Annotated in this window: 25 protein-coding genes; 15 read left to right on the top strand and 10 right to left on the bottom strand. The window is 70.1% G+C overall.

Going from position 1 to position 22,926, the window contains the following annotated elements:
- The first annotated feature begins 14 nt into the window (after positions 1-14).
- Positions 15-905: a formyltetrahydrofolate deformylase gene (gene purU, locus ATM97_RS32390; RefSeq protein ID WP_218722017.1), complete on the top strand. Its 891-nt coding sequence runs from the start codon at positions 15-17 to the stop codon at positions 903-905.
- A 4-nt stretch (positions 906-909) separates the two neighbouring features.
- Here the strand turns inward: purU and ATM97_RS32385 are convergent, their stop codons facing one another.
- Entirely contained in the window at positions 910-1,437 is a 528-nt protein-coding gene (locus ATM97_RS32385) for a GNAT family N-acetyltransferase (RefSeq protein WP_218722016.1), read from the bottom strand.
- 143 nt (positions 1,438-1,580) lie between these two features.
- Here ATM97_RS32385 and deoC point away from each other — a divergent pair, with 143 nt between their 5' ends.
- Positions 1,581-2,252 carry a deoxyribose-phosphate aldolase gene (gene deoC / locus ATM97_RS32380; RefSeq protein ID WP_255588735.1) on the top strand — a complete coding sequence of 224 codons (672 nt, stop codon included), beginning with the start codon at positions 1,581-1,583 and terminating at the stop codon, positions 2,250-2,252.
- A 5-nt stretch (positions 2,253-2,257) separates the two neighbouring features.
- Here the strand turns inward: deoC and ATM97_RS32375 are convergent, their stop codons facing one another.
- Positions 2,258-2,992 carry a DUF2993 domain-containing protein gene (locus ATM97_RS32375; protein WP_218722014.1) on the bottom strand — a complete coding sequence of 245 codons (735 nt, stop codon included), beginning with the start codon at positions 2,990-2,992 and terminating at the stop codon, positions 2,258-2,260.
- Between the two features lie 105 nt (positions 2,993-3,097).
- Between ATM97_RS32375 and ATM97_RS32370 the strand changes: the two genes are divergently transcribed.
- Complete coding sequence (locus ATM97_RS32370) at positions 3,098-3,706, top strand: hypothetical protein (protein ID WP_218722013.1); 609 nt, start codon at positions 3,098-3,100, stop codon at positions 3,704-3,706.
- Here the strand turns inward: ATM97_RS32370 and ATM97_RS32365 are convergent.
- The 3 genes from ATM97_RS32365 to ATM97_RS32355 all read right to left on the bottom strand — a co-directional run bounded on the left by ATM97_RS32365 (position 3,692) and on the right by ATM97_RS32355 (position 5,687).
- Positions 3,692-4,492 carry a class I SAM-dependent methyltransferase gene (locus ATM97_RS32365; protein WP_218722012.1) on the bottom strand — a complete coding sequence of 267 codons (801 nt, stop codon included), beginning with the start codon at positions 4,490-4,492 and terminating at the stop codon, positions 3,692-3,694. The two genes, ATM97_RS32370 and ATM97_RS32365, sit on opposite strands and share 15 nt — an antisense overlap.
- A gap of 24 nt (positions 4,493-4,516) precedes the next feature.
- Complete coding sequence (locus ATM97_RS32360; RefSeq protein WP_218722011.1) at positions 4,517-5,044, bottom strand: DUF2505 domain-containing protein; 528 nt, start codon at positions 5,042-5,044, stop codon at positions 4,517-4,519.
- Between the two features lie 157 nt (positions 5,045-5,201).
- The gene (locus ATM97_RS32355) at positions 5,202-5,687 is read right to left on the bottom strand and encodes a DUF2505 domain-containing protein (RefSeq protein ID WP_218722010.1); all 486 of its coding nucleotides are present in this window, start codon (positions 5,685-5,687) and stop codon (positions 5,202-5,204) included.
- Here ATM97_RS32355 and ATM97_RS32350 point away from each other — a divergent pair.
- The 3 genes from ATM97_RS32350 (at position 5,686) to ATM97_RS32340 (ending at position 8,916) form a co-directional block, all read left to right on the top strand.
- Entirely contained in the window at positions 5,686-6,819 is a 1,134-nt protein-coding gene (locus ATM97_RS32350) for a UDP-N-acetylmuramate dehydrogenase (protein WP_218722009.1), read from the top strand. The two genes, ATM97_RS32355 and ATM97_RS32350, sit on opposite strands and share 2 nt — an antisense overlap.
- A gap of 163 nt (positions 6,820-6,982) precedes the next feature.
- Positions 6,983-8,158, top strand: a complete 1,176-nt coding sequence (locus ATM97_RS32345) for an Ig-like domain-containing protein (protein WP_308248704.1) — start codon at positions 6,983-6,985, stop codon at positions 8,156-8,158.
- Positions 8,159-8,646: 488 nt separating this feature from the next.
- The gene (locus tag ATM97_RS32340) at positions 8,647-8,916 is read left to right on the top strand and encodes a hypothetical protein (protein WP_218722008.1); all 270 of its coding nucleotides are present in this window, start codon (positions 8,647-8,649) and stop codon (positions 8,914-8,916) included.
- Between the two features lie 75 nt (positions 8,917-8,991).
- On the opposite strand, the gene ATM97_RS32335 is transcribed toward ATM97_RS32340, so the two are convergent.
- Positions 8,992-10,350 (bottom strand): MFS transporter, encoded by a 1,359-nt coding sequence (locus ATM97_RS32335; RefSeq protein WP_218722007.1) that lies wholly within the window; start codon positions 10,348-10,350, stop codon positions 8,992-8,994.
- A 178-nt stretch (positions 10,351-10,528) separates the two neighbouring features.
- Here ATM97_RS32335 and ATM97_RS32330 point away from each other — a divergent pair, with 178 nt between their 5' ends.
- Together ATM97_RS32330 and ATM97_RS32325 are read left to right on the top strand one after the other, a co-directional pair.
- Complete coding sequence (locus ATM97_RS32330; protein ID WP_218722006.1) at positions 10,529-11,128, top strand: NADPH-dependent FMN reductase; 600 nt, start codon at positions 10,529-10,531, stop codon at positions 11,126-11,128.
- A complete protein-coding gene (locus ATM97_RS32325; protein WP_218722005.1) occupies positions 11,125-12,582 on the top strand; it encodes a DHA2 family efflux MFS transporter permease subunit in 1,458 nt (485 codons plus the stop codon). Before ATM97_RS32330 ends, ATM97_RS32325 begins: the two co-directional genes overlap by 4 nt.
- Before the next feature lie 9 nt (positions 12,583-12,591).
- Here ATM97_RS32325 and ATM97_RS32320 read toward each other — a convergent pair whose 3' ends face one another.
- From ATM97_RS32320 to ATM97_RS32310, 3 genes are all read right to left on the bottom strand, one after another.
- The gene (locus ATM97_RS32320; RefSeq protein ID WP_218722004.1) at positions 12,592-12,774 is read right to left on the bottom strand and encodes a DUF1737 domain-containing protein; all 183 of its coding nucleotides are present in this window, start codon (positions 12,772-12,774) and stop codon (positions 12,592-12,594) included.
- A gap of 15 nt (positions 12,775-12,789) precedes the next feature.
- Positions 12,790-13,245, bottom strand: a complete 456-nt coding sequence (mscL, locus tag ATM97_RS32315) for a large conductance mechanosensitive channel protein MscL (protein ID WP_255588734.1) — start codon at positions 13,243-13,245, stop codon at positions 12,790-12,792.
- 189 nt (positions 13,246-13,434) lie between these two features.
- Complete coding sequence (locus tag ATM97_RS32310) at positions 13,435-14,169, bottom strand: SDR family NAD(P)-dependent oxidoreductase (RefSeq protein ID WP_218722003.1); 735 nt, start codon at positions 14,167-14,169, stop codon at positions 13,435-13,437.
- Positions 14,170-14,250: 81 nt separating this feature from the next.
- Between ATM97_RS32310 and ATM97_RS32305 the strand changes: the two genes are divergently transcribed.
- From ATM97_RS32305 to ATM97_RS32285, 5 genes are all read left to right on the top strand, one after another.
- Positions 14,251-15,075 carry an alpha/beta fold hydrolase gene (locus tag ATM97_RS32305; RefSeq protein WP_218722002.1) on the top strand — a complete coding sequence of 275 codons (825 nt, stop codon included), beginning with the start codon at positions 14,251-14,253 and terminating at the stop codon, positions 15,073-15,075.
- Positions 15,076-15,203: 128 nt separating this feature from the next.
- On the top strand, positions 15,204-16,226 hold the full coding sequence (locus ATM97_RS32300; RefSeq protein WP_218722001.1) for an alpha/beta hydrolase family protein: 1,023 nt from the start codon (positions 15,204-15,206) through the stop codon (positions 16,224-16,226).
- A 362-nt stretch (positions 16,227-16,588) separates the two neighbouring features.
- Positions 16,589-17,572, top strand: a complete 984-nt coding sequence (locus ATM97_RS32295; protein ID WP_374104930.1) for an alpha/beta hydrolase — start codon at positions 16,589-16,591, stop codon at positions 17,570-17,572.
- Positions 17,573-17,727: 155 nt separating this feature from the next.
- On the top strand, positions 17,728-19,086 hold the full coding sequence (gene mshA / locus ATM97_RS32290; protein WP_218722198.1) for a D-inositol-3-phosphate glycosyltransferase: 1,359 nt from the start codon (positions 17,728-17,730) through the stop codon (positions 19,084-19,086).
- Complete coding sequence (locus tag ATM97_RS32285) at positions 19,083-19,577, top strand: YbjN domain-containing protein (protein ID WP_218722000.1); 495 nt, start codon at positions 19,083-19,085, stop codon at positions 19,575-19,577. The genes mshA and ATM97_RS32285 overlap by 4 nt, the downstream gene beginning before the upstream one ends.
- 68 nt (positions 19,578-19,645) lie before the next feature.
- Here the strand turns inward: ATM97_RS32285 and ATM97_RS32280 are convergent, their stop codons facing one another.
- Complete coding sequence (locus tag ATM97_RS32280) at positions 19,646-20,821, bottom strand: lipase family protein (protein WP_308248700.1); 1,176 nt, start codon at positions 20,819-20,821, stop codon at positions 19,646-19,648.
- Positions 20,822-21,022: 201 nt separating this feature from the next.
- Here ATM97_RS32280 and ATM97_RS32275 point away from each other — a divergent pair, with 201 nt between their 5' ends.
- Together ATM97_RS32275 and ATM97_RS32270 are read left to right on the top strand one after the other, a co-directional pair.
- Positions 21,023-21,916, top strand: a complete 894-nt coding sequence (locus ATM97_RS32275) for an ROK family protein (protein ID WP_218721999.1) — start codon at positions 21,023-21,025, stop codon at positions 21,914-21,916.
- Positions 21,917-22,016: 100 nt separating this feature from the next.
- Positions 22,017-22,754, top strand: coding sequence for a phosphoglyceromutase (locus tag ATM97_RS32270; protein WP_019049486.1), 738 nt, complete (start codon positions 22,017-22,019; stop codon positions 22,752-22,754).
- Positions 22,755-22,926 lie beyond the last annotated feature (172 nt).

Raw genomic sequence — 22,926 nt, 5'->3', positions numbered from 1 at the left:
GCGAGGATGGGCGGATGAGTTCTGCCCCTGTGACCTCGGATGACCGCCGGTTCGTGCTGACCCTGGGCTGCCCGGACCGGCCGGGCATCATCGCCCGGATCTCCTCGTTCATCGCCGATTTCGGCGGCTCGATCGTGGAGGCCGGCTACCACTCCGACGGTGACATCGGCTGGTTCTTCACCCGGCAGGCGGTCAAGGCCGCGACCGTGCCGTTCGGCATCGACGAACTGCGCGCCCGCTTCGCCGAGGTGGCCGCCGAGTTCGGTCCCGAGACCGACTGGCAGCTGCACGACTCGGGGGCGCCGCGCCGGGCGGTGCTGCTGGTCAGCAAGGACGGGCACTGCCTGCACGACCTGCTCGGGCGCGCGGCCGCCGGCGAGCTGCCCGCCACCATCGAGGCCGTCATCGGCAACCACCCCGACCTGGCCGGGATGACCGAGGCGCACGGCGTGAAGTTCCACTACGTGCCGTTTCCGAAGGACCCGGCCGAGCGGGGCCCGGCCTTCGAGCAGGTCCGCGATCTCGTCGACGCCCACGATCCGCATGCCGTCGTCCTCGCCCGCTTCATGCAGGTGCTGCCCGCCGAACTGTGCGCGCACTGGGCGGGCCGGGCGATCAACATCCACCACAGCTTCCTGCCGTCGTTCGTCGGCGCGCGCCCGTACCACCAGGCCTACGCGCGCGGGGTGAAGCTGATCGGCGCGACCTGTCACTACGTCACCGCCGAACTGGACGCGGGGCCGATCATCGAGCAGGACGTCATCCGCGTCGACCACGCCGACGACGTGCGCGACATGGTGCGGCAGGGCCGCGACATCGAGCGGGTCGTGCTGGCGCGCGGGCTGCGCTGGCACCTGGAGGGCCGGGTGCTCGTGCACGGCCGCCGCACGGTCGTCTTCGAGTAACCGCTCAGAGGTCGTAGAACGGCGCCGGGTAGCGGAACTCGCCGGTGACGGCCGGGTCGTAGGCCGTCATCGGACGGACCTGGAAGAACTCCGTCCAGTCGGCCTCGTCCGGCACGATGCCGAGCCGGGCGCCGGGCACGAACCCGAAGCGGGTGTAGTAGTCGGGATTGCCGACCAGGCCGACGACCGATTCGTCGAGCGCGTCGGCGGCCCCGAGCGCGGCGTGCATCAACGCCGAACCGACCCCGGTCTTCTGATGGTCGGGATCGACGCCGAGCGGGCCGAGCGCGAGCACCGGGAACGGGCCGATCCCCGCCCTGGTGAGGCACAGGTGCCCGACCACGGTGTCGTACTCGAGGGCGACCAGCGACAGCGTGGGCATCCACGATTCGTCGGTGCGCAGCGCGTCGACGAGCGCTACCTCGGGTGGTTCGGTGATCGCCGGGTCGTCGGCGTAGTGGGGGGTGAAGGCGTCGCGGTGGATGGCGGCGATGGCCGCGGCGTCCGCTGGGGTCTCTCGACGGATCAGCACAATCGTCTCCGTATCCTCGGCGGCCGGCGCCGGTCGAAAACCGCCACGCTTAAGTCTCCCGGATTCGGGTACACCCGCGCAACGCTGTTCGCGTGGCGGCCTGCGCGGCGGCGGCCGTGTTGCGGTGTGTCATGCTCGAGACCATGACCGTCTCGACACCGCTGACCCGGGCCGACGTGGCCGCGATGATCGATCACACCCTGCTCGCCCCCGAAGCCACACCGGCCCAGGTCCAGGAGCTGATCGCCGAGGCGCGCACGCTCGGCGTGTACGCGATCTGCGTGTCGCCCTCGATGCTGCCGGTGCGGGCGCCGGGGCTGGTCGTCGCGACCGTCGCCGGTTTCCCGTCCGGCAAACACCACTCGCTGGTCAAGGGCGCCGAGGCGCGCTTCGCGGTCGAGCAGGGCGCGGCCGAGGTCGACATGGTCATCGATGTGGGCGCCGCGCTGGCCGGTGATTTCAACGCCGTGCTCACCGACGTCATCACGGTGCGCGAGGCGACCACCGATCGCGGCGCCGTGCTCAAGGTGATCATCGAATCGGCCGCGCTCACCGACGAGGCGATCGTCGGCGCGTGCCGGGCCGCCGAGGAGGGCGGCGCCGACTTCGTGAAGACCTCCACCGGATTCCACCCGGCGGGCGGGGCCAGCGTGCACGCGGTCCGGCTGATGGCCGAGACCGTCGGCGGCCGCCTCGGCGTCAAGGCCAGCGGTGGCATCCGCACCGCCGAGGACGCGGCCGCGATGATCGCGGCGGGCGCCACCCGGCTCGGGCTGTCCAAGTCCGCCGCGGTGCTCGACGGGTTTCCCGGCTAGCGCCATCAGCAGGTGAAGTCGGCCTGCCGACCGTCGGGCGCGCTCTCGAGCGTGGTCTTGCCACCCGCGAGGTGCACGGTGACGCCGTCGTCGGTGACCCGCACCTCCTGCGCGCGCAGGCCGAGCGGGTAGCTCTGCAGGCTCTGGGTGAAGGTCTCGACGATGCCCTGCACCAGGTCGGTGGGCAGGCCGATACCGAGCAGCTGCGCCGACTTGGTCTCCACCACGACATTGCCGTTGCGCACCATGGGCTGCACCTGCAGCTGGGCCAGGCCGCCGATCACGTCGAGGGTGAGCACGCCGGTGGTGCGCGAGGAGCTCACGCCGCTGACCATGCCGCCGAGGGTCTGCTGGATGCCGTCGTTGTTCCAGGTCACCTCGGCCGAGGAACCGCCGATGGTGCCGCCGCCGCGGCCGTGGTCGGTGAGCTCGATGTCGTCGAACTCCGCGTGCACCACCATCCCGACCGCGGGACCGAACTTGTTGTCCTCGCTGTCGATGGTGACCGAGCCGACCTTGCCGTCGAGGTAGGTGAGCAGCATCGGCTTCGGGCCGAAGCCCACGTCGATGGTGGACCCCATCTGCTGCTCGAACGAGCTGCTGATGCAGCGCGAGATCTGGTGGCGGGCATAGGCTTCGGTGCCCACGATCGCGGCCACCAGCAGCGCGGCGACCACGACCAAGGCGATCACCAGCGTGCGCCGACCTACCTTGGGGCGTTGGGGTGTCTGCGTGGTCATGGCATCGGATTCTTCCCGAACTTTCTGTGTCTGCTCTGAGGACGGCGTGAAAGCCTTCGCAGCAAAGTGTGACCTGGCACACTCCGGCGGGCGTAGCCTGGATCCATGACTGGCGAGGGTGTGCGCCGGGTGCAGGGGACGGCGGATCATCGGTGGCGCGTGCTACGGCGGCTCGCCGGTCGGCACGCGGGCTTCTTCACGACCCGTCAGGTATTGCGGACCGGGTGTGAGGTGCAGGTCAGAGCGGCGCTCGGGGACGGCTCGGTGACCAGGGCCGGTGTCGGGATGATGCGGCTGGCGCAATGGCGGGCCGGTCCGCTCGACGAGTACGCGATGTGGGCGGCCTGGTTCGACGGCGCCGCGGCGGTGTCGTATCAGAGCGCTGCCGAGCTGCACGGGATCGGCCGATTACAGCCGCGGTTCCTGCACCTGTCGGTGTCGGCGGGGCGTCCGCCGGTGACGCCGCGACTGGTGCTGACCCGGCGCAAACTGGACGGGCCCGATGTCGAGTCGGCCGGGCCGTTCCTGGTCACCACGCCGGTGCGCACCGTGCTCGATCTGGCCGAGACCGAGATCTCGCAGTCGGCGCTGGACGAGGTGGTCGCCGACGCGGTCGCCATCCACCGCTGCGACATCGACGAGATCTGGTGGGGCGGACAGCAACTCGCCCCGCGTGCGGCCGCACGGGTGCGCCGGGCGTTAACCGGCGTCTGACCAGCCGTTCGGCGCGACCACCTGCCACGGCACCGACAGCACGCAGTCGCGCATCCGGCGGCGATACGCGCGCACCGGAAAACCGCTCTCGCGCAACAGCTCCGCGGCCCCGCGCCAGCGGATACGCGGACCGAACGGGGCCAGCGCCGCCGAGCGATCCCAGGCGCGGTCGGCCGCGGTGAGCAGCGCGTGCACCGGTTCGCCCGGAATATTGCGGTGGATCAGCACTTTCGGGAGTCGCTCGGCGATATCGGACGGGCGCTCGACGGTGAACGGGTCCCAGGCCAGCGTCAGCGAGAGCGGGCGGTGCCGGTCGAGCAGCACCCAGGCGCAGCGGCGGCCGAGTTCGTCGCAGGTGCCGTCGACGAGCAGACCGCCCGGCGCGAGATTCGACCGGATGCGCGACCACGCGTCGGGGACGGCGTCCTCCGGGTACTGGCGCAGCACGTTGAACGCGCGGACCAGCACCGGGCGCAGTCCGGCCAACTCGAAACCGCCGCGGGCGAAGCGCACACCGTCGCGGCCCTCGACGACCCTGGCGGGGTCGATCTCGAGCCCGACCACCCGCAGATCGGGGCGCACGGTGCGCAGCCGCGCGGCCAGTTCGAACGTCGTCCACGGCGCGGCGCCGTAGCCGAGGTCGACGATCAGCGGATCGGCGGCCGCGCGCAGGCGCTCGGTCACCAAGTCGTCGTGGGTCAGCCAGCGGTCGCTGCGGCGCAGGCGGTTGACGCCGGTCGTGCCGCGGGTGATGGTGCCGACCGGGAGCGGTCGTTTGCGGTCCACGGCGGTCGTCGGGGCGCGAGTGCGTCAGACCGTCTTCTTCGCGGCGGCCTCTTCCAGCCAGCGCGAGGTCTCCTCTTGCTCGGCCCGGAACAGGTCGACGAGGTTCACCAGCATCAGCTGTTCCAGGCGCGGGCCGACCATCGGGATGAACACCTTGGCGGTGGGGGAGAAGCGCATGGTCGCGCCGGTCTCGGTGGGGAACAGCCGGATGTCGCCGTTGAGGCTGCCCGGGCCGGCCGGGATCGAGGCGGAGAAGGTGCCCTCGGTCTCCTCGCGCTCGAACGGGCCCCAGCTCTCCTTGCGGGTGATGACCATGTCCTTGCGCATCACCGTCTGGGCGATCTCGGGGAGCATCTCGCGCGGCAGGGTGTGGGCGAGCACCACATCGATGCCGGAGTCGCTCACCTCGTGGCTGATCACCTCGTTGTGCGGGGAGTACTTCCGCATCTCGGCGACGCGCGCTTCCCAGTAATCCCTGCTCTGCAGCGCCGCGTAGAGCTCTTCGGCGGTGTGCAGCGGGTAGCGGGCGGAGTAGTCAAGTCGACGTGCCATGAGGGAGCAGTGTATTTGGAGCGCTGGCGCGCTCGAGTCGGCGGCCCCTTGTGTCCCGCCGGTCAGGCACCGTGGCTTGCTCCTTCGTCGCGTACGCCACGGCGCCTGACCGGCGGGACGGCCGCCGACGGCCGACTGTGTCGGCCTGCGGAAGGAGTCAGCGGGTGGCGAGCCACTGCTCGGTGAAGCCGGCCTCGTTGGCCAGCAGTTCCAGCAGGTGCTCGGAGATCGCGGCCTCGATCTTGCCGCCGAACAGCGGGATCTTCACCTCGATGCTGCCGCTGATGGTGGCGACCGAGCCGGTGCCCTCGTCGGTCAGGGTGACGATGGCGCTGACCTTGGCGGGCGCGCCGTCGACGTGGGCCTCGATGGTGCCGGTCGTGCCGGTGTAGCTCTCGGTGCGCGGAATCACCAGGTCGCCGGGGCGCACCGCGGTGATCGCGGGCGGCAGCTGATCGGCGGGGATCGACTGGACCATCTGCACGCGCACCTGGTCACCGGTGATGCCGAAGGAATCCAGCCGGGCGCCGGGCCCGCCGACCTCCTCGATACGAGCCTTCCAGTACTGCTCGTCGGAGAACGCCGCGCGCACGGCCTCGACCGGCTTGGTGTAGCGAGCCGTGTACGCCAGAGGTGTAGCCATGCGCGACAGGCTACCGTCTTGTGACGTGGGAACAACTCAGGTGGTGTCCGCCGATCAGGTGCGTGACCTCCTCGCCGATACCGGCGCGGTGGTGCGGGAATCGGTGCGTTTGTCCGAACTGACGACCCTGCGGGTCGGCGGGCCCGCGCTGGTCGCCGAATGCGACAGCACCGAGGCGCTGATCGCCACGGTGTCGGCGCTGGACGCGGCCGGGATCCGGGTGCTGCTGATCGCCGGTGGGTCCAACCTGCTCATCGACGACGCCGGCTTCGACGGGGTCGTCGTCCGGGTGGGCACCACCGGTGTGCGGATCGGCGCCGACAGCGTGTTCGCCGAGGCGGGGGCGAACTGGGACGCGGTCGTCGCGGCGACCGTGGCGGCCGGCCTGGGCGGGCTGGAATGCCTGTCGGGGATTCCCGGCTCGGCCGGGGCGACGCCGGTGCAGAACGTCGGCGCGTACGGCGCCGAGGTGTCCACGCTGCTGCGCCGGGTGCGGTTGCTCGATCGCACGACCGGTGCGGTCCGCTGGGCCGAGCCGGGCGAACTCGGCTTCGCGTACCGCACCAGCGTGCTCAAGCACAGCGACGACGCGGTGGTGCTGGCGGTGGAGTTCGCGCTCGACCCGTCCGGGCTGAGCGCCCCGCTGCGCTACGGCGAACTGGCCAGGGTGCTCGGCGCGGGCGACGGCGAGTCCCGTCCGGCCGCGGCCGTGCGCGCGGAGGTGCTGCGGCTGCGCGCGGGCAAGGGCATGGTGCTCGACCCCGCCGACCACGACACCTGGAGCGCGGGCTCGTTCTTCACCAATCCCGTGGTGCCCGAGGACCGGCTGCCGCAGGTGCTCGCGGCCATCACCGCTCATCTCGGCGAGGTGTCGGTGCCGACCTACCCCGCGCCCGACGGCACCAAGCTCTCGGCGGGCTGGCTGATCGAGCGCGCCGGCTTCGCCAAGGGCTTCCCCGGCGAGCAGGCCGCGGCCCGGCTCTCCACCAAGCACACCCTCGCGCTGACCAACCGTGGCGCGGCCACCGCCGCCGACATCGTCGAGCTGGCTCGCACGGTCCGCGCCGGCGTCGAGGAACGGTTCGGCGTGCGGCTGGAACCGGAGCCGGTGACGGTCGGCCTGACCCTCTGAGCCCGGCGGTCGCGCGGCCCGGTCGGTAGCCCGGCGTACATTCGATGCCGTGAGCAAACCTTCGGTAACCGCCTCGTCGCGTGCGCTCGGGACGGCAGTTCGGCATGTCCGGCGCGCGTTGGCCGCCGACAGGCGTGGCGTGGGTGTTCGGCGCGGACGCCCCGTGGTTGCGGTGATCTTGCTGGCGGTGCTCGTCGTGCTGACGGGCTGCACCATCGACCGACCCGGCGGCGACGCCGCACCCGCGGGCCCGGTCGCCCGGGTCACCGTGACGCCCGCGGCGGGCGCGACCGACGTCGCGCCGGTCACCCCCGTGTCGGTGACCGTCGCCGACGGCCGGATCGATCAGATCGCACTCACCAACGCCAACGGCAAGCAGGTCGCGGGCACCTTCGGGCCCGATCGCGCGAGCTACCAGGTCACCGAGCCGCTGGGCTACGACACCACCTACACCTGGACCGGCACGGCGATCGGCACCGACGGCAAGCCGGTCCCGATCGACGGCACCTTCACCACGTTGACGCCGAAGTCGACGATCCCGGCCACGATCAACATCGGGGACGGTCAGGAGGTCGGCATCGCGGCCCCGATCATCATCAAGTTCACGGGCCCGGTCACGAACAAGGCGGCGGTGGAGAAGGCTCTCACCGTCACCACCGACTCCGGCACCGAGGGCTCGTGGGCGTGGCTGCCCGACGACGGCGGTTCGCGGGTGCACTGGCGGCCCAAGGACTACTGGACGCCCGGCACCACCGTGCATGTCGCGGCCGAGCTCTATGGCGTCGACCTGGGCGGCGGCGCCTACGGCGACTCCGACCTGACTTCCGATTTCACCATCGGCCGCAGTCAGATCGTGATCGCCGACGCGCCGAGTCATCGCATGCAGGTGGTCCGCGACGGCGTCACCGTCTTCGATTTCGCCGTCTCCTACGGCGAGGGCAACGAGCCGCGCAACGTCACCCGCTCGGGCACCCACGTGGTCACCGAGAAGTACGAGGACTTCATGATGTCGAATCCGCCGTACTACACCAACGTTCGCGAACGTTGGGCCGTGCGCATCTCCAACAACGGCGAATTCATCCACGCCAACCCCGAATCCCTGTCGGCCCAGGGCTCGTCCAACGTCACCAACGGCTGCATCAACCTCTCACCCGCCGACGCCCAGGCCTACTTCCCGACCGCCCGCTACGGCGACCCGGTCGAGGTCACCGGCACCTCCATTCCCCTCTCCCAGGCCGACGGCGACATCTACGACTGGTCCATCGACTGGCCCACCTGGCAGTCGATGTCGGCCCTCCCCGCGGGTGCGCCCACCACCGGAGCAGCTGCGCCGAGGTAGCTTCGCGGAACGTGTCCACTCTGTTCAAACTGTCAGTGCGCGAATAGCATTGGCCGATGTGAGCATCTCCGGGGGGACCCGGAATCCGGGTGACGGTCTGTCCGTCGTATCCGATGAAGTAGGTGGGCTCGGCAATTATCTGTCCGACCTGATCTATGACGGGGGCTCGCAACTGCTGAATTCCCTTGCCGCGCTGGACCAGTTTCGCTCGGAGTAGCGGTCGGCAGCTATCTGCAACAGGGTGAGACCAACGCCGCTGAAGCTCGATAGTCTCGACGGCCGCGTCGGCGAGGTCCTGTCTGGCAGTTGGAGCGGTATCGCCGCATCGACAGCGTGCGTACCGCGGGCACGTCGGCCCGACAGGCGCGAGACCGCTACGTCGCTGTGGGCGAGTGTGGGCTGGGACATCGATGCCAGGGATTATCAGAAAATGCACCCCGCGGGAGACGAGTAGGTACCAGGTGGCGTTGGACATTGTTGTGCAGGACATGAACCACGCTGAGCTGCAGCGCTTCGGGGACGATGCGGAGGAGACGTTGTTCCGGCTGTGCGCGGCCCAGCCCGATACCAGCGTGGTCCGGGGGGTCTACCGCTACGGCGACACCATGTTCAACCGGCACCAACTGGGCATGATCCTCGATCAGATCGACGGAATCGAGGTGCGGACCGATGCCGAACGGGTGGCCGTCGACTTGCTGCGGAGGTCCGCGTCGATCGCGCTCCGCGCCAATGGGTATCTCATGTTCATCGGTGACTGACGGGCTCGATCCTGGTTCTGATCCGAAGAATGAACCCCGGCCGAGACGGTTCGGGGTTCATTCCGTTCGCGACGGTCAGACCAGGGCGGGGACGCGGGTGGGCCAGCGGGTGTGGTTGGGGTCGATGACGTAGGGGTGGGTGTGCTGGTAGCGGCCGGGGGCGATTTCGGTGGCGTCGGTGAGGATGGCCGGGTCGACGGTGCCGAAGTCGTGGATGTGGGTGATCTCGGCGGGGTCGTGGCGGGGCCACAGGCGGATCGCGGCGGTGACGCCGAGGGCGGCGATGACGGCCAGGGTGATCCAGGTGGTGGTGAAGCCCGCGGTGGTGGCCAGCCAGCCGGTGATCGGGTAGGTGATCAGCCAGGCTAGGTGCGAGAGCGAGAACTGGGCGGCGAAGAGGGCGGGGCGGTCCTGCGCGCGGGCCGAGCGGCGCAGCACGCGACCGGTGGGGGTGAGGACCAGGCCGGTGCCCGCGCCGATGACGGCCCAGGTGGCCAGGGCGGCGGCCCAACTCCAGTCGCCGATGCTCGCGGTCGACAGGGTGATCGCCGCGACCAGGCCGGTGACCAGGACGGCCGCGCCGGTGAGCATCACCGGACGTTCGCCGCGCCGGTCCAGGATCTTGGGCAGGGTCAGGGCGACGAGCATGGTGCCGAACCCGTTGGCGGCCAGCAGCAGCGCGACGCCGGACTGGTCGCCGCCGAGCACGTCGCGGGCGTAGTTGACGGTGTTGACCATGACCACCGAGCCCGCCGCGGCGACCACCAGGTTCAGTCCGAGTAGCCCGCGCAGTCGTGGGGTGGCCGCGAACAGCCGCAGGCCGGCGGCGAGACGCTGCCCGATCGCGCCGTCGCCGACCACCGCGTTCGGGATCCGCGCCGCCATGACCAGGGCGACCGAGACCGCGAAGCCGATGCCGGTGCCGACGAACAGCCAGTGGAAGCTGATCAGGCTCAGGGCCAGCGCCGCCAGCATCGGGCTGAGCAGGGTTTCCATGGTCGCGGCCAGCTGGGCGGCCGAGAGCGCCTTCGTGTAATCGCGCTCGTCGGGCAGGATGTCCGGCAGCACGGCCTGGTAGGTGGGGGTGTAGGCGGCCGAGGCGATCTGCAGCAGGGTGATCAGCACGTAGATCTGCCAGATCTGGTCGACGAACGGCAGGGCCAGCACGATGCCGCCGCGAATGCCGTTGAGCGCCATCAGGAATTGCCTGCGCGGCAGCCGTCCCGCGTAGGCGCCCGCGATCGGGGCGACGATCACGTAGGCGACCATCTTCAGCGTCAGCGCGGTGCCGAGCACGATCGCGGCGTTGCCGCCCGCCAGCTCGTAGGCGAGCAGGCCGAGGGCGACCGTGGTGAGACCGGTGCCGAACAGGGCGGCGACCTGGGCGGTGAACAGCAGGCGATAGTCCCGGTGGGCGAACAGTGAGGTGGTCATGATGGTCGGCCCTTCTGGGTAATGCATGGTCTCTTATCTGCGTATGGATGCAACTATATACCCATGGGGGGTATTCCCGTCAAGGGGCGGACTGTGTCCGCTTGACCTGAAGGGAGGTTGAGGTAGCACCGTGGTGCGCAGCGGCGGCCGAGCGGCTGCCACCTAGTCGGAGGAACACATGAGCGCCACGGTTGAGCACGCCCGCACCGCCATTCGCCCGCTGCGGGTCGTCGTCGTCATCGGCAGCACCAGGCAAGGGCGCTTCGGTCCCACCGTCGCCGACTGGTTCGTCCGGCAGGCGGCGCTGCGCGACGCGATCGAGGTCGACGTGGTCGACGCCGGGCAGGTCGAACTGCCGCGGGTCTTCGGCGCTGCCGCCGAGCACCCCTCGGTGGCCGAGGCCACCGACAAGCTCGCCCGCGCCGACGCCTTCGTCGTGGTGACGCCCGAGTACAACCACAGCTACCCGGGCACGCTCAAGAACCTGATCGACACCCACCACACCGAATGGCAGGCCAAGCCGGTCGGCTTCGTCTCCTACGGCGGTATCTCCGGCGGCCTGCGGGCGGTGGAACACCTGCGCCCGGTCTTCGCCGAACTGCACGCGGTCACCGTCCGCGACTCGGTCGCCCTGCCCAATCCGTGGGGCCGGTTCGACGAGGCGGGCGCACTGAGCGACCCGGGCGCCGCCGATGCCGCCGCGGTCCTGCTCGACCAGCTCCTCTGGTGGGGCGAGGCCCTGCGCGCCGCCCGCGCCGTGCGCCCGTACGGGAAGTGATCGCCGTGCTGACCCCGACCACGACAGCCCCACCCGTCACCCGCGATCCGATGCGCATCGCGCTGGTGCTGGTGGTGGGCATGATCATGGCGACGCTCGATCAGACGATCGTCAACGTCGCCATCAACAAACTCTCCGTCGAGTTCGACGCGGGACTGAGCACGATCCAGTGGGTGGCCACCGGCTACTCGCTCGCCCTCGGCGCCGTGGTGCCGACCTCGGCGTGGCTGGTCGGTCGCTTCGGCGCCAAACGGCTGTATCTGACGGCGATCGCGGCGTTCGCGGTCGGCTCGGTGCTGGCGGGGCTGGCCTGGAACATCGAGTCGCTCATCGCCTTCCGGCTGGTGCAGGGCGCGAGCGGCGGGCTGCTGATGCCGGTGGCGATGACCATCCTGCTGCGCGCGGCCGGGCCGGAGCGGCTCGGCCGGCTGATGAGCACCCTCGGCCTGGCGATCCTGGTCGGCCCGCTGCTGGGGCCGGTGATCGGCGGCTACCTGATCGACGAGGTGTCCTGGCGCTGGATGTTCTTCCTGAACCTGCCGCTGGGCGCGCTGGTGCTGGTGTTGGCGGCCCGGGTGGTGCCCGACGATGCGCCGGAGCCGCCGCGTCCGCTCGACGTGCTCGGCCTGCTGCTGATGTCGCCGGGGCTGGCGCTGGTGATCTACGGCGTGACCGCGGCGGGGGAGAACGCGGGCTTCGCTTCGGCCGCGGTGCTGGTGCCGCTGCTGGCCGGCGCCGGGCTCATCGTCGCCTTCGTGCTGCGCTCGCTGAGCATCCCGGTTCCGCTGCTGGATCTGCGGGTCCTGGGCAATCGCACGACCGGGATCTCCGCCGCGTTGCTGGCGTTGTTCGCGAGCGGCTACTTCGGGTCGATGCTGTTGCTGCCGTTGTACTTCCAGGTGGTGCGTGGCGAATCGGCGCTGGTGGCGGGCGCTCTCGGGATTCCGTTCGCGCTGGCCTCGGGCGCCACCATGCAGGTCGCGGGCCGGCTGATCGATCGGATCCCGCCCGGCCGCTATCTGCCGGTGTCGATCACGGTGGCGCTCACCGGTTTCGTGCTGTTCGTGCTCCAGCTCGACGCGGACGCGCCGTACTGGGCGCTCGGCCTGACCATGCTGCTGATGGGCGCCGGTGGCGGCGGCACCATGATGCCGGTGATCACCACCGCGACCCGGCCGCTGAGCCGGGCGCAACAGCCGGCCGGGTCGACGGTGCTGAACATGATCAGCACCACCGCCATGGCGGTCGGCACCGCGGTCAGCTCCGTGACACTGGGCGCCCTGCTCCCGGTGACCGGCGGGCTCCAGGCCCTGCACGGCATGAGTCGTGACCAGCGCGCCGACCTGGCTCCGGCACTGGCCGAGGCGTTCCAGCACACCTACTGGATCGCCCCGGTCATGATCGCCCTGGCGATGATCCCGGCGCTGCTGCTGCCGCGCCGCGCCGAAGCGTGAGGTCGACCGTCACCCGGTCGGCCACACCACCGCCTGGGCGACGATGACGTTCGTCCCGTCGAAGGTGACTGCTGGGCCCTCGTGGAGTTCGTAGCCCAGGGCCAGCGCCGCGCTCACCCGTCGGCAGAACGTCTCGTCGTCCGGGCCGGTCAGGACTCGATAGGCCGGTAGTCCGTCCGGTGGTTCGCTCATGCGGGCGATTATCCGCTACGCGGACTCGGTGGCGCGTTCCTTGCTCAGCGCCTCGGTCTGCTCGGTGCTCAGTCCCTGCTGCTTGGCCAGCAGATCGCGGATCTCGATGAGCAGCTCGGTCTCGGTCGGCTCGGCGGCCTTGGTGGTGCCGAACTTGTTCTTCAGCGACTTCATCGGCAGCATCAGCACGAAGTACAGGACCGCCGCGACCATGAAGAAGTCGATGAACGCGGTGATGATCGGGCCGAGCGCGATGAAGGTGGCCGGCTTGTCGGCGATCAGCTGGACGCCGAGACCCAGTTCGTTGGTCGAGCCGAACACCGCGAGCAGCGGGTTGACGATTCCCTTGGTGAATGAGGTCACGACGGCGGTGAACGCGGTGCCCATGACCACCGCGACCGCCAGATCGATGACGTTTCCACGCATCAGGAAGTCTTTGAACCCGTCGAACACGGACTTGATACTGCGCATCGGTGAAGTACTCCTAGGACTGGCTATCGGCAAACGTGGCGATGTTATCGACCGTTCCAGTCGGTAGCGAATTCGCAGCTATGCCTCGGCCCGGTCCTGGGCAGTATCGGTTCCCCCGGTCCGGCCCGCCACTCGGGCAGCCGTGGCCCCCGGATTCGGTTGCCCGGTCCGGGGATTGAACGTCGCAGGTCAGGAGCGTCGCGCGAAGCTGCCGGGGCCTGCCTGGTCACGGGGCTTGACGACGATCGTGTCGAGGTTCACGTGCGCGGGCCTGCTCGCCACGAAGCCGACGATCTCGGCGATGTCCTGCGCGTAGAGCGGATCGATGCCCTGGTAGACCTTCGCCGCGCGCTCGGCGTCGCCGTCGAAGCGGACCAGCGAGAACTCGGTCTCCACCGCGCCGGGCGCGATCTCGGTGAGCCGCACCGGCTGCCCGAGCAGTTCGTCGCGCAGGGTGCGGTGCAGCACGGCCTGGGCGTGCTTGGCCGAGGTGTAGCCCGAGCCGTTCGGGTAGGCGTGGAAGGCGGCGATGGAGGTGATGGTGACGATCAGGCCGTCGCCGGAGTCGATCAGCTTCGGCAGCAGCGCCTTGGTCAGGCGCAGGGTGCCCAGGACGTTGGTCTCCCACATCCAGCGCCAGTCGTCGAGGTCGGCCTCGGCGACCGTGGCCAGGCCCTTGGCGCCGCCGGCGTTGTTGACCAGCACGTCGACCCGGTCGATCGAGTCGGTGAACGCGCGCACCGATTCCTCGGCGGTGACATCGAGCTCGACGGCGGTGCCGCCGATCTCCTCGGCGAGCCGCCGCACCCGGTCGAACCGCCGGGCGCCCACATAGACGTGGTAGCCCTGCTTGGCGAGTTCCCGGGCGGTGGCTTCACCGATTCCCGAGCTGGCTCCGGTGACGACGGCGGTGCGAGTGCTCATGTGGATTGATCTTATTCGCCGTGGATTCGCCGTCGCCATGGCTGGGATCACGCTGATGTGGACCGGCGTTAGCCTGTCGGCATGGCTATTCGTGATGCTGTCAGTGCCGACGGAACCAGGATCGTCTACCGGGTCAGCGGCCCGGAGACCGGCAGGCCGCTGGTGCTGCTGCACGGCTGGGCGGGCAATCTGCGCTGCTGGGGCGCGGCCGCTGACGATCTGGCGCAGCGCTACCGCGTCGTCGCCGTCGACCTGCGCGGGCACGGGTACTCCGACGATCCGGGCGCCGGGTACGACGATCCCAAGGCGTGGGCCGCCGATGTCGCCGCCGTGCTGGCGGCCGAGGGCATCGCCTCGGGGTCGGTGTTGCTGGGCTGGTCCTACGGCGGCATCGTCGCCACCGACTACCTCGCCACCTACGGCGCTGCCGCCGTCGCCGCGGTCGTCTACTGCGGTGCCCCGGCCAATATCGGCCCGAAGGTGCCCGGCGCCGCCACCGGTCCGGCCATGGAGAAGGCGATTCCGGGCGTCTTCGACGAGGCGGCCGGGCGCGCGGTGCGCGGTTTCTCGGCGTTCGGCAACGCCAACACCGGTCCCGGCGCGGACAAGGGCGTCGACGCCCAGCGCCTGTTCGGCACCAGCCTGGCCACCCCGCCTTCGGTGCGGAAGGCGCTGTTCTACCGGACCATCGACAACACCGACACCCTGCGCGGTCTCGACATTCCGGTGCTGGTCCTGCACGGCACCGAGGATCCGGTGGTGCCCGCCGCCAACGGCCGCTACATCGCCGACAATGCCCCTAACGCCCGCCTCTCGCTGTGGGAGGGCGCCCAGCACGGGCTCTTCATCGAGGACCGCCCGCGCTTCTTCGCCGAGGTCAGCGCGTTCGTCGACGCGCTGGACTGAGTTCGGGCGGCGGACCCGCGCCCCCGCCGCTGTGAACTGTGAATGTTTCAGAAATGCGGGTGGAGGCAGCCTGACCTGCCTAACCTCTCTCGCACGGTCTCGTTCTCGGCCGGGCAGGGAGGTGACGCATGAGCGTCCTGGCACGGTGTGGGTTGCTTCTCGTCGCGGGGCTGGTGTGCGCCCACGCGGTCGCGGGCGCGGCGCCGCCCGATCCGCGCGGTGTGGACGCCGCGCGGCTGATCTCGGCGACGCCGGGGCAGGGTCGGGTCGTCGACCTGGTCGTGTACTCGGGGGCGATGGGCAAGCCGGTGCACGTCGCCGTGCTGCCCGCCGCCGACCGCGCGGCCGCGGCGCCGGTGCTGTACCTGCTCAACGGGGTCGACGGCGGCAGCGCCACCGGTGACTGGCGCGACGGCGGAAACTGGCTGACCCGCACCGACTCCGAGCAGTTCTTCGCCGACGAGCAGGTCACCGTGGTGATGCCGATCGGCGGCGCGGGCAGCTACTACGCCGACTGGCGCGCCGACGATCCGGTGCTCGGCCGCCAGCGCTGGACGACCTTCCTCACCCGCGAACTCCCCCGGGTGATCGACGCCGAATTCCGCGGCACCGGAGCCAATGCCATCGCCGGGGTCTCGATGGCGGGCACCGCGGCCTTCCAACTGGCCCTGGCCGCGCCGCAGCTCTATCGCGCGGTGGGCAGCTACAGCGGTTGCGTGTCCACCAGCGGCCCGCAGGGCCACGCCATCGTCAACACTGTCGTCTCCGGCCAGAACGGCGACCCGGTGAACATGTGGGGACAACCCGGCGACCCGCTCTGGGCCGCCAACGACCCCTTCCTGCACGCCGACCGGCTACGCGGCCTGGCCATCTACGTGGCCTCCGGCACCGGCCTGCCCGGCGACCTCGACACCACGGCGGGTCCCGGCATCGGCGGCGACCCGATGAAACTGCTCGACCAGCTCCTCGTCGGCGGCGCCCTCGATGCCGTCACCGGCCTGTGTACCCGCCAATTGGCCGTCCGCTTCGGCGAACTCGGCATCCCCGCCACCGTCGACCTGCGTCCCGCCGGCACCCATTCCTGGGGCTACTGGAACGACGATCTGCACCGCTCGTGGCCGCTGTTCGCGCGCGCTCTGCGCCTCGGCTGAATCGAATATTCGCTGTCCGATCACGCGAGCGAACGGTGCCGGAAAAGAATCCGGTGGGTCTTTTCACAGCAAATGCGAGGCGATTCCGGCTGCCCGCGGAGTTCGCAATATTGCACTCTATGGGTACGGGTTCGGGCGCTGTTACCGCAGGTAGTCGGCGCTGTTTCGGCCGGTCATCGTGGTGTCGGGAGCCGATGTGATACGACTGTGATTGTGTCCTGTGCCTAAGGAGTTCGAACGCACAGGCGCGCCATAAATCTTCTGGTAATCGTCACAATGTTTCGGTGAATTCGTGTGTAGCGTTCGGGAATGCCGTTTGATCGCAGAGGAAGTGGGTTCGGCGTCGAGAGCGGAGTTCGATGATGTTCGGTCGGGCAGTGGGCACTCGGATCGCCGGGGTGATGCTGGCGGTGCTCGCGGGGTCGGTGGTCGCGGTGCCAGCCGCGGCCGAGCCCGTGGCACGGATCGAGGACCGGCGGATCGAGGCCGATCGCACCATCGACATCGGGGTGTACTCGCCCGCGATGGACACCGTCGCCCGGGCGCGCGTGCTGCGGGCCGCCGACCCGAATTCGCCTGCGCCGACGCTGTATCTGCTCAACGGGGTCGGCGGCGGCGCCGACGGGAACTGGCTCGATCGCACCGACGTCGTCGAATTCTTCAAGGACAAACAGGTCAATGTGGTGATCCCGTTCGGCGGGGCGGGCAGTTACTTCGCCGACTGGCGCGCCGACGATCCGGTGCTCGGCAAGCAGCGCTGGACCACCTTCCTCACCAAGGAGCTCCCGCCGGTGATCGACGCCGCGTTCGGCGGCACCGGCGCCAATGCCATTGCGGGACTGTCGATGGCGGGCACCGCGGTGTTCCAGCTCGCGCTCGCCGAACCGGGGCTGTACCGGGCGATCGGGTCCTACAGCGGGTGTGTGCGCACCAGCGACTTGCGGGGACAGGCGATCGTGAGCGCGGTGGTCGGCAGCAGGCTCGGCAACGTCCGCAACATGTGGGGGCCGCCGACCGATCCGGCGTGGACGGCCAACGATCCCTACCTGCACGCCGAGATCTTCCGCGGCACCGAGGTCTATCTGTCCTCCGGCAACGGGATTCCCGGACCGTTCGACACCATCGGCGTCGGGGACGACCCGGTGCAGCGGACCATGGAACTGCTCTTCGGCGCGTCGCTGGAGGCGGTCACCGGCACCTGCACCCAGCAGCTGCGCGACCGGCTGCAATCGCTCGGAATCCCCGCGACCGTCGATCTGCGACCCAACGGCACCCACTCCTGGGGCTACTGGCAGCAGGATCTGCACAAGTCCTGGCCGCTGTTCGAGAGGGCGCTGCACCGCTGATCCCGCCGCGAACGCCATGTCCGAAATTCGCTGGCACACAGGCCGCGTATCCGGCAGGCTCGTGTCGAAGCACAGGTGAACTCACTCACGAATACGCTGTGACTACCGTCACCGATCCCGGTAGGGATGTCGGCGGCGGCGTCGCGGCGTGCACACTGGAGTGTGTGAGTCAGCGTCGTCCGGAACTTTTGCCCCACCGCATCGCGGTGCTCTCGGTGCATACGTCACCGCTGGCGCAGCCCGGAACCGGCGATGCGGGCGGCATGAACGTCTACGTGCTGCAGACCGCGCTCGAGCTCGCCAAACGCGGCACCGAGGTGGAGATCTTCACGCGCGCGACCTCGTCGGATCTGCCGCCGGTCGCCGAAGCGGGCCCCGGTGTGCTGGTGCGCCACGTGGTCGCCGGACCGTTCGAGGGGCTGGACAAGAACGACCTGCCCACCCAGCTGTGCCCGTTCACCGCCGAGGTGCTGCGCCAGGAGGCGCGCCACCTGCCCGGCCACTACGACCTCGTGCACTCCCACTATTGGCTCTCCGGCCAGGTCGGCTGGCTGGCGCGGGACCGCTGGCGGGTGCCGCTGGTGCACACCGCGCACACGCTGGCCGCGGTGAAGAACGCCGCGCTCGCCGAGGGCGACGCCCCCGAACCCGAGACCAGGGTGATCGGGGAGAAGCAGGTCATCGCCGAGGCCGACCGGCTCGTCGCCAACACCGGTGACGAGGCCCGCCAGCTCGTCGACCTCTACGGCGCCTCGCCCGATCGCATCGACGTGGTGCCACCCGGCGCCGACCTGACCCGCTACCGGCCCGGCGACAAGCTCGCGGCCCGCGCCGAGCTGGGCCTGCGGGCCGACGAGCAGGTCGTGGCCTTCGTCGGCCGCATCCAGCCGCTCAAGGCGCCCGACGTGCTGGTGCGCGCCGCGGCCGCGCTGCTGCGCCGCGATCCCCGCCGCAAGCTGCGGGTGCTGATCGTCGGCGGACCGTCCGGCTCCGGCCTGGCCCGCCCCGACGCGCTGATCGAGCTGGCGGCCGATCTCGGGATCACCGAGCACGTCACCTTCCTGCCGCCGCAGCCCGCCGACCGGCTGGTGCGGGTATACCGCGCGGCCGATGTCGTCGCCGTGCCCAGTTACAACGAATCCTTCGGTCTGGTCGCCATCGAGGCGCAGGCCAGTGGCACCCCGGTGCTCGCCGCCGACGTCGGCGGTCTCGGCACCGCGGTGCGGCACCGCGAATCCGGTCTGCTGGTGCCGGGCCACCGCACCCCGGACTGGGCCGACGCGCTGGCCGCCCTGCTCGACGACCCGGATCGCCTGACGCGGATGAGCGCCACCGCCGTCGCGCACGCCAGCGAGTTCTCCTGGGCGCACACCGCCGAGGGACTGCTCGACAGCTACGCTGCCGCGATGGCCGGGTTCCGCGCCGAACGCGGCCCGATCGCCCTGCACGCGGGCGAGACCAGCCAGGCCAGATCGCGGGCGCTGTGGCGGCGCCGGACGGGAGTACGCAGGTGAGCGCCGTATCGCAGGTCATCGACGAAACGCTGCGCGACCGTGAGATCGAATACACCCGCCATTCCGACGACACCTTCATCGTCGTGTTGCCCGGCGAGCGCAAGCTCAAGACCACGGTGATGCTGACCGTCGGCAAGCACGGCGTGCGCATCGAATCGTTCGTCTGCCGCAAGCCCGACGAGAACTTCGAGGGCGTCTACAAGTACCTGCTGCGCCGCAACCGCCGCCTCTACGGGGTGGCCTACACCCTCGACAATGTCGGCGACATCTATCTCGTCGGCCGGATGTCGACCGAGTCGGTCACCCCCGACGAGCTCGATCGGATCTTCGGCCAGATCCTCGAGGCCGTCGACACCGACTTCAACGTCCTGCTCGAACTCGGCTTCGCGGAATCCATCCGCAAGGAATGGAAGTGGCGTGTCTCGCGCGGTGAGTCGCTGAAGAACCTGCGCGCCTTCGAGCATCTGATCGACGAGGCCGACCAGGTCTGAGGCCTGGTCCTCGACAGAACCGAAGCCCCGCCGGTCACGACCGGCGGGGCTTCGGCAACTCTGTCAGCTCAGCAGTTCGACGGCACCGGCTCGTTGCGGAACCGGGACTCGACGTAGTTCCAGGCGTCGACGAAACCGGCCGCGGCGGCGGTCATGTGCTCGGAGATCTCGATCGTCGTCAGCTGCACCGGGGCACCCTTGGCGCAGAAGTGGGCGACGGACTCGGCGACCGGACCGTACGGGGTCAGGGTGTCGTACTTGCCCTGCCAGATGTAGGTCGGCGCGGTGGGCGCGCCGGTGAAGTGCACCAGGCTGTTCTCGCGCAGCACGCCGCGCGCCACCTGGCTGGTCATCAGTTCCTTGGACGCCGCCATCTGCTCGGCATTGCGGAAGATGCCGTGGAACAGCAGGAATCGACGGCACGCGTCCTTGGTGAACTCACGGAACCACAGGCCGTTCTCGTTGAGCTGGTCCGAGACCGGCACCTGCTCGGGGTACTCGCGCTCGATGCCCATCGCCGCGGCGAAGGCCAGGCCGAAGCCGGGGTGCGGGGCGAAACCGAGGGCGTCGGCCATCAGCTCCAGGTCGGCGGGGATGCCGCCGGCGACCACGGCGGACAGCTTCAGCTCCGGCGCGTAGGTCGGCTGCAGCGCACCCGCCCAGGCGGTGGCCATGCCGCCGCCGGAGTACCCGGCGATCGCGACCGGCGAGTTGCCCACGCCCAGTTCGGCGACCCGCTGCACCGCCCGCACGCTGTCGAGGGTGACCATGCCGCTGAGCCGCGCCGCGCCGTAGGCGACGGTCGGGCCGAGGTAGTCCGGGACCGAGATGGCCCAGCCGCGCTGCAACGGCAGCATCGCGCCGGGCGCGTCCTGCAGCTCGCCGTTGAACAGCGACTGCGACGGGTTGCAGCGCGTGCCGATGGAGTTGATCAGCGCCTGGTAGGACACCAGCGGCGGATTCTTCACGCCGATCGGCATCAGCACGGTGGTGACGCCCATGATCGCGTTGCCCGCGGAGTTGGTGGAGCGGAACGCGATCTGCCAGCCCTCGGTTCCGGGGTAGAGCAGGGTGTCGATACGACGCTTGCGCACGACGTCACCGGGCGCCAGCGCCGCGATGTCACTCGGCGCCGTGAAGAACGGATCCGGATCGGGGGTCGGATACAACGGGTTCGCGCCCGCCGGTGCGGCGAGGAACCCCACCGACAGCAGGCTCAACACCAGTACAACGAATTTCGACACAGCTATCCTTCATCAGAGTTGTGCTGCCCAGCTGACAAGACCCGACCCGCGTCGAAGTATCTAACGAAAATGGGCCGTGCGTACCAACCAGTAGTCAAAGTGTCGCGCGCCACACGCTGTGATCTCTCACATCGGATAGGCCGCGCGGCCCTGTTGTACTGCGGCGACGAGGTGCCGGGCACCGCGCGGACAGGAGGGGTGATGACGGCACTCGCGCTAGATATCGGGGCGACGAAATTCGCTGCGGGACTGGTAGATCCGGATTTCACGCTGCGCGGAGTGCGCCGCGCGGCCACCGCCGCCGACGATCCGTGGGCGGTGTGTCGGGAGCTACTGCGCGTTGTGGCGGGCGACACCGTCGTCACGGCGGTCGGGATCGGGTCGGCCGGACCGGTCGACGTGCCCGCCGGTGTCGTCCGCCCGCTGAACCTGCCGCCGTGGCGCGCCGGGTTCGCGATCGTCGAGCATGTGCGGGCGCTGTTCCCGGCGGCAGCGGTTCGGCTGGCTATCGACGGCGCGTGCCTGGTGCTGGCCGAGCACCGGGTCGGTGGGCTGCGCGGGGTGGACAACGGGCTGGCGCTGACGGTGTCCTCCGGAGTCGGCGGCGGGATCATCGCCGACGGGCGGGTCCTGGTCGGGCGCACCGGCAACGGCGGTCACCTCGGGCACCTCGTCGTCCCCGGCGACGACACCCCGTGCGGCTGCGGCGGGTTCGGCTGCGTCGAGGCGGTGGCGAGCGGCCTGTCGGCGGTGCGCTGGGCGCGCGAGCACGGCTGGACCGGCACGACCGGAATCGAGCTCGCCGAGGCCGCGCGGCGGGGCGACGGCGTGGCGACCGCCGCGCTGGCACGGGCGGGAACAGCACTCGGACAGGCGGTTTCCAGCGCTGCCGCGCTGCTCGACGTGGACCGGGTGGTGATCGGCGGTGGCTTCGCGCACGCGGGCGAGCCGCTGTGGGGGCCGTTGCGCGCGGCGGTCGCCCGGCACGCGCGCCTGGAGTTCGTCCGCGGCCTCACGGTGGAGTTGTCGACCCTGGCCGAGGGCGCGACGCTCGTCGGCGCCGGGGTGCTGGCGGTGGAAGCCGCGGCGGTGTGAACCTCGCGGGGCATCACCGCGGCGTTCCTCGTGGCCGGTCACCCCGTCCGCATAGCAGGTGGGTGGGCCCGAAGTATCGGCGAAATGCCAGAATGACCCCATGACCTACACCCTCGTGCTGCTGCGCCACGGCGAGAGCGAATGGAATGCCCTCAACTTGTTCACCGGCTGGGTGGATGTGCACCTGACCGACAAGGGCATCGCCGAGGGCAAGCGGGCCGGCGAGCTGCTCGCCGAGCACGACGTTCTGCCCGACATCGTCTACACCTCGCTGCTGCGCCGCGCGATCAGCACCGCCAACAACGCGCTCGACGCCGCCGACCGGCACTGGATCCCGGTCATCCGCGACTGGCGCCTCAACGAGCGTCACTACGGTGACCTGCAGGGCAAGAACAAGGAGCAGGTCCGCGAGCAGTACGGCCAGGACCAGTTCATGCTGTGGCGGCGCAGCTACGACACCCCGCCGCCGCCGATCGCCGACGACAACGAGTACAGCCAGGAAGGCGACCCGCGCTACGCGGGCATCGAGGTCCCCAAGACCGAGTGCCTGAAGGACGTCGTCGCCCGGATGATCCCGTACTGGGAGACCACCATCGCCCCCGAGCTGCTCACCGGCAAGACCGTCCTGGTCGCCGCCCACGGCAACTCGCTGCGCGCGCTGGTCAAGCACCTCGACAACATCTCCGACGAGGACATCTCCAGCCTGAACATCCCCACCGGCATCCCGCTGCGCTACGAGCTCGACGAGAACCTGCGCCCGGTCAAGCCGGCCGAGTACCTGGACCCGGAGGCCGCCGCCGCAGGCGCCGCCGCCGTCGCCAACCAGGGCGGCAAGTAGTCGTTCCCCCGGATCGGCCCCGCATCGTTCGCACGGTGCGGGGCCGGTCCCGATTTCGCAATTGCCGCAGTGGGTCAAGATCGCTCGCTCGCCAGCAGTCGCCAGCGCTCCAACGCCGAGTCCGTCCCCAGCTCAGTGCGAAGTCTGGGGTTCTCCGCATAGAAATTGAGAA

Origin of the sequence: Nocardia sp. MH4, assembly GCF_019266065.1 — a bacterium.
GTDB lineage: Bacteria > Actinomycetota > Actinomycetes > Mycobacteriales > Mycobacteriaceae > Nocardia > Nocardia canadensis.
This window is presented reverse-complemented; position numbering and strand designations above follow the sequence as displayed.

Coding starts and splice junctions, on each gene's coding strand:
- purU (WP_218722017.1), top strand. CDS start 15: ATGAGTTCTGCCCCTGTGACCTCGGATGACCGCCGGTTCGTGCTGACC.
- deoC (WP_255588735.1), top strand. CDS start 1,581: ATGACCGTCTCGACACCGCTGACCCGGGCCGACGTGGCCGCGATGATC.
- ATM97_RS32375 (WP_218722014.1), bottom strand. CDS start 2,992: ATGACCACGCAGACACCCCAACGCCCCAAGGTAGGTCGGCGCACGCTG.
- ATM97_RS32370 (WP_218722013.1), top strand. CDS start 3,098: ATGACTGGCGAGGGTGTGCGCCGGGTGCAGGGGACGGCGGATCATCGG.
- ATM97_RS32360 (WP_218722011.1), bottom strand. CDS start 5,044: ATGGCACGTCGACTTGACTACTCCGCCCGCTACCCGCTGCACACCGCC.
- ATM97_RS32350 (WP_218722009.1), top strand. CDS start 5,686: ATGCGCGACAGGCTACCGTCTTGTGACGTGGGAACAACTCAGGTGGTG.
- ATM97_RS32355 (WP_218722010.1), bottom strand. CDS start 5,687: ATGGCTACACCTCTGGCGTACACGGCTCGCTACACCAAGCCGGTCGAG.
- ATM97_RS32340 (WP_218722008.1), top strand. CDS start 8,647: ATGAACCACGCTGAGCTGCAGCGCTTCGGGGACGATGCGGAGGAGACG.
- ATM97_RS32335 (WP_218722007.1), bottom strand. CDS start 10,350: ATGACCACCTCACTGTTCGCCCACCGGGACTATCGCCTGCTGTTCACC.
- ATM97_RS32330 (WP_218722006.1), top strand. CDS start 10,529: ATGAGCGCCACGGTTGAGCACGCCCGCACCGCCATTCGCCCGCTGCGG.
- ATM97_RS32320 (WP_218722004.1), bottom strand. CDS start 12,774: ATGAGCGAACCACCGGACGGACTACCGGCCTATCGAGTCCTGACCGGC.
- mscL (WP_255588734.1), bottom strand. CDS start 13,245: ATGCGCAGTATCAAGTCCGTGTTCGACGGGTTCAAAGACTTCCTGATG.
- ATM97_RS32310 (WP_218722003.1), bottom strand. CDS start 14,169: ATGAGCACTCGCACCGCCGTCGTCACCGGAGCCAGCTCGGGAATCGGT.
- ATM97_RS32305 (WP_218722002.1), top strand. CDS start 14,251: ATGGCTATTCGTGATGCTGTCAGTGCCGACGGAACCAGGATCGTCTAC.
- ATM97_RS32300 (WP_218722001.1), top strand. CDS start 15,204: ATGAGCGTCCTGGCACGGTGTGGGTTGCTTCTCGTCGCGGGGCTGGTG.
- ATM97_RS32295 (WP_374104930.1), top strand. CDS start 16,589: ATGTTCGGTCGGGCAGTGGGCACTCGGATCGCCGGGGTGATGCTGGCG.
- ATM97_RS32275 (WP_218721999.1), top strand. CDS start 21,023: ATGACGGCACTCGCGCTAGATATCGGGGCGACGAAATTCGCTGCGGGA.
- ATM97_RS32270 (WP_019049486.1), top strand. CDS start 22,017: ATGACCTACACCCTCGTGCTGCTGCGCCACGGCGAGAGCGAATGGAAT.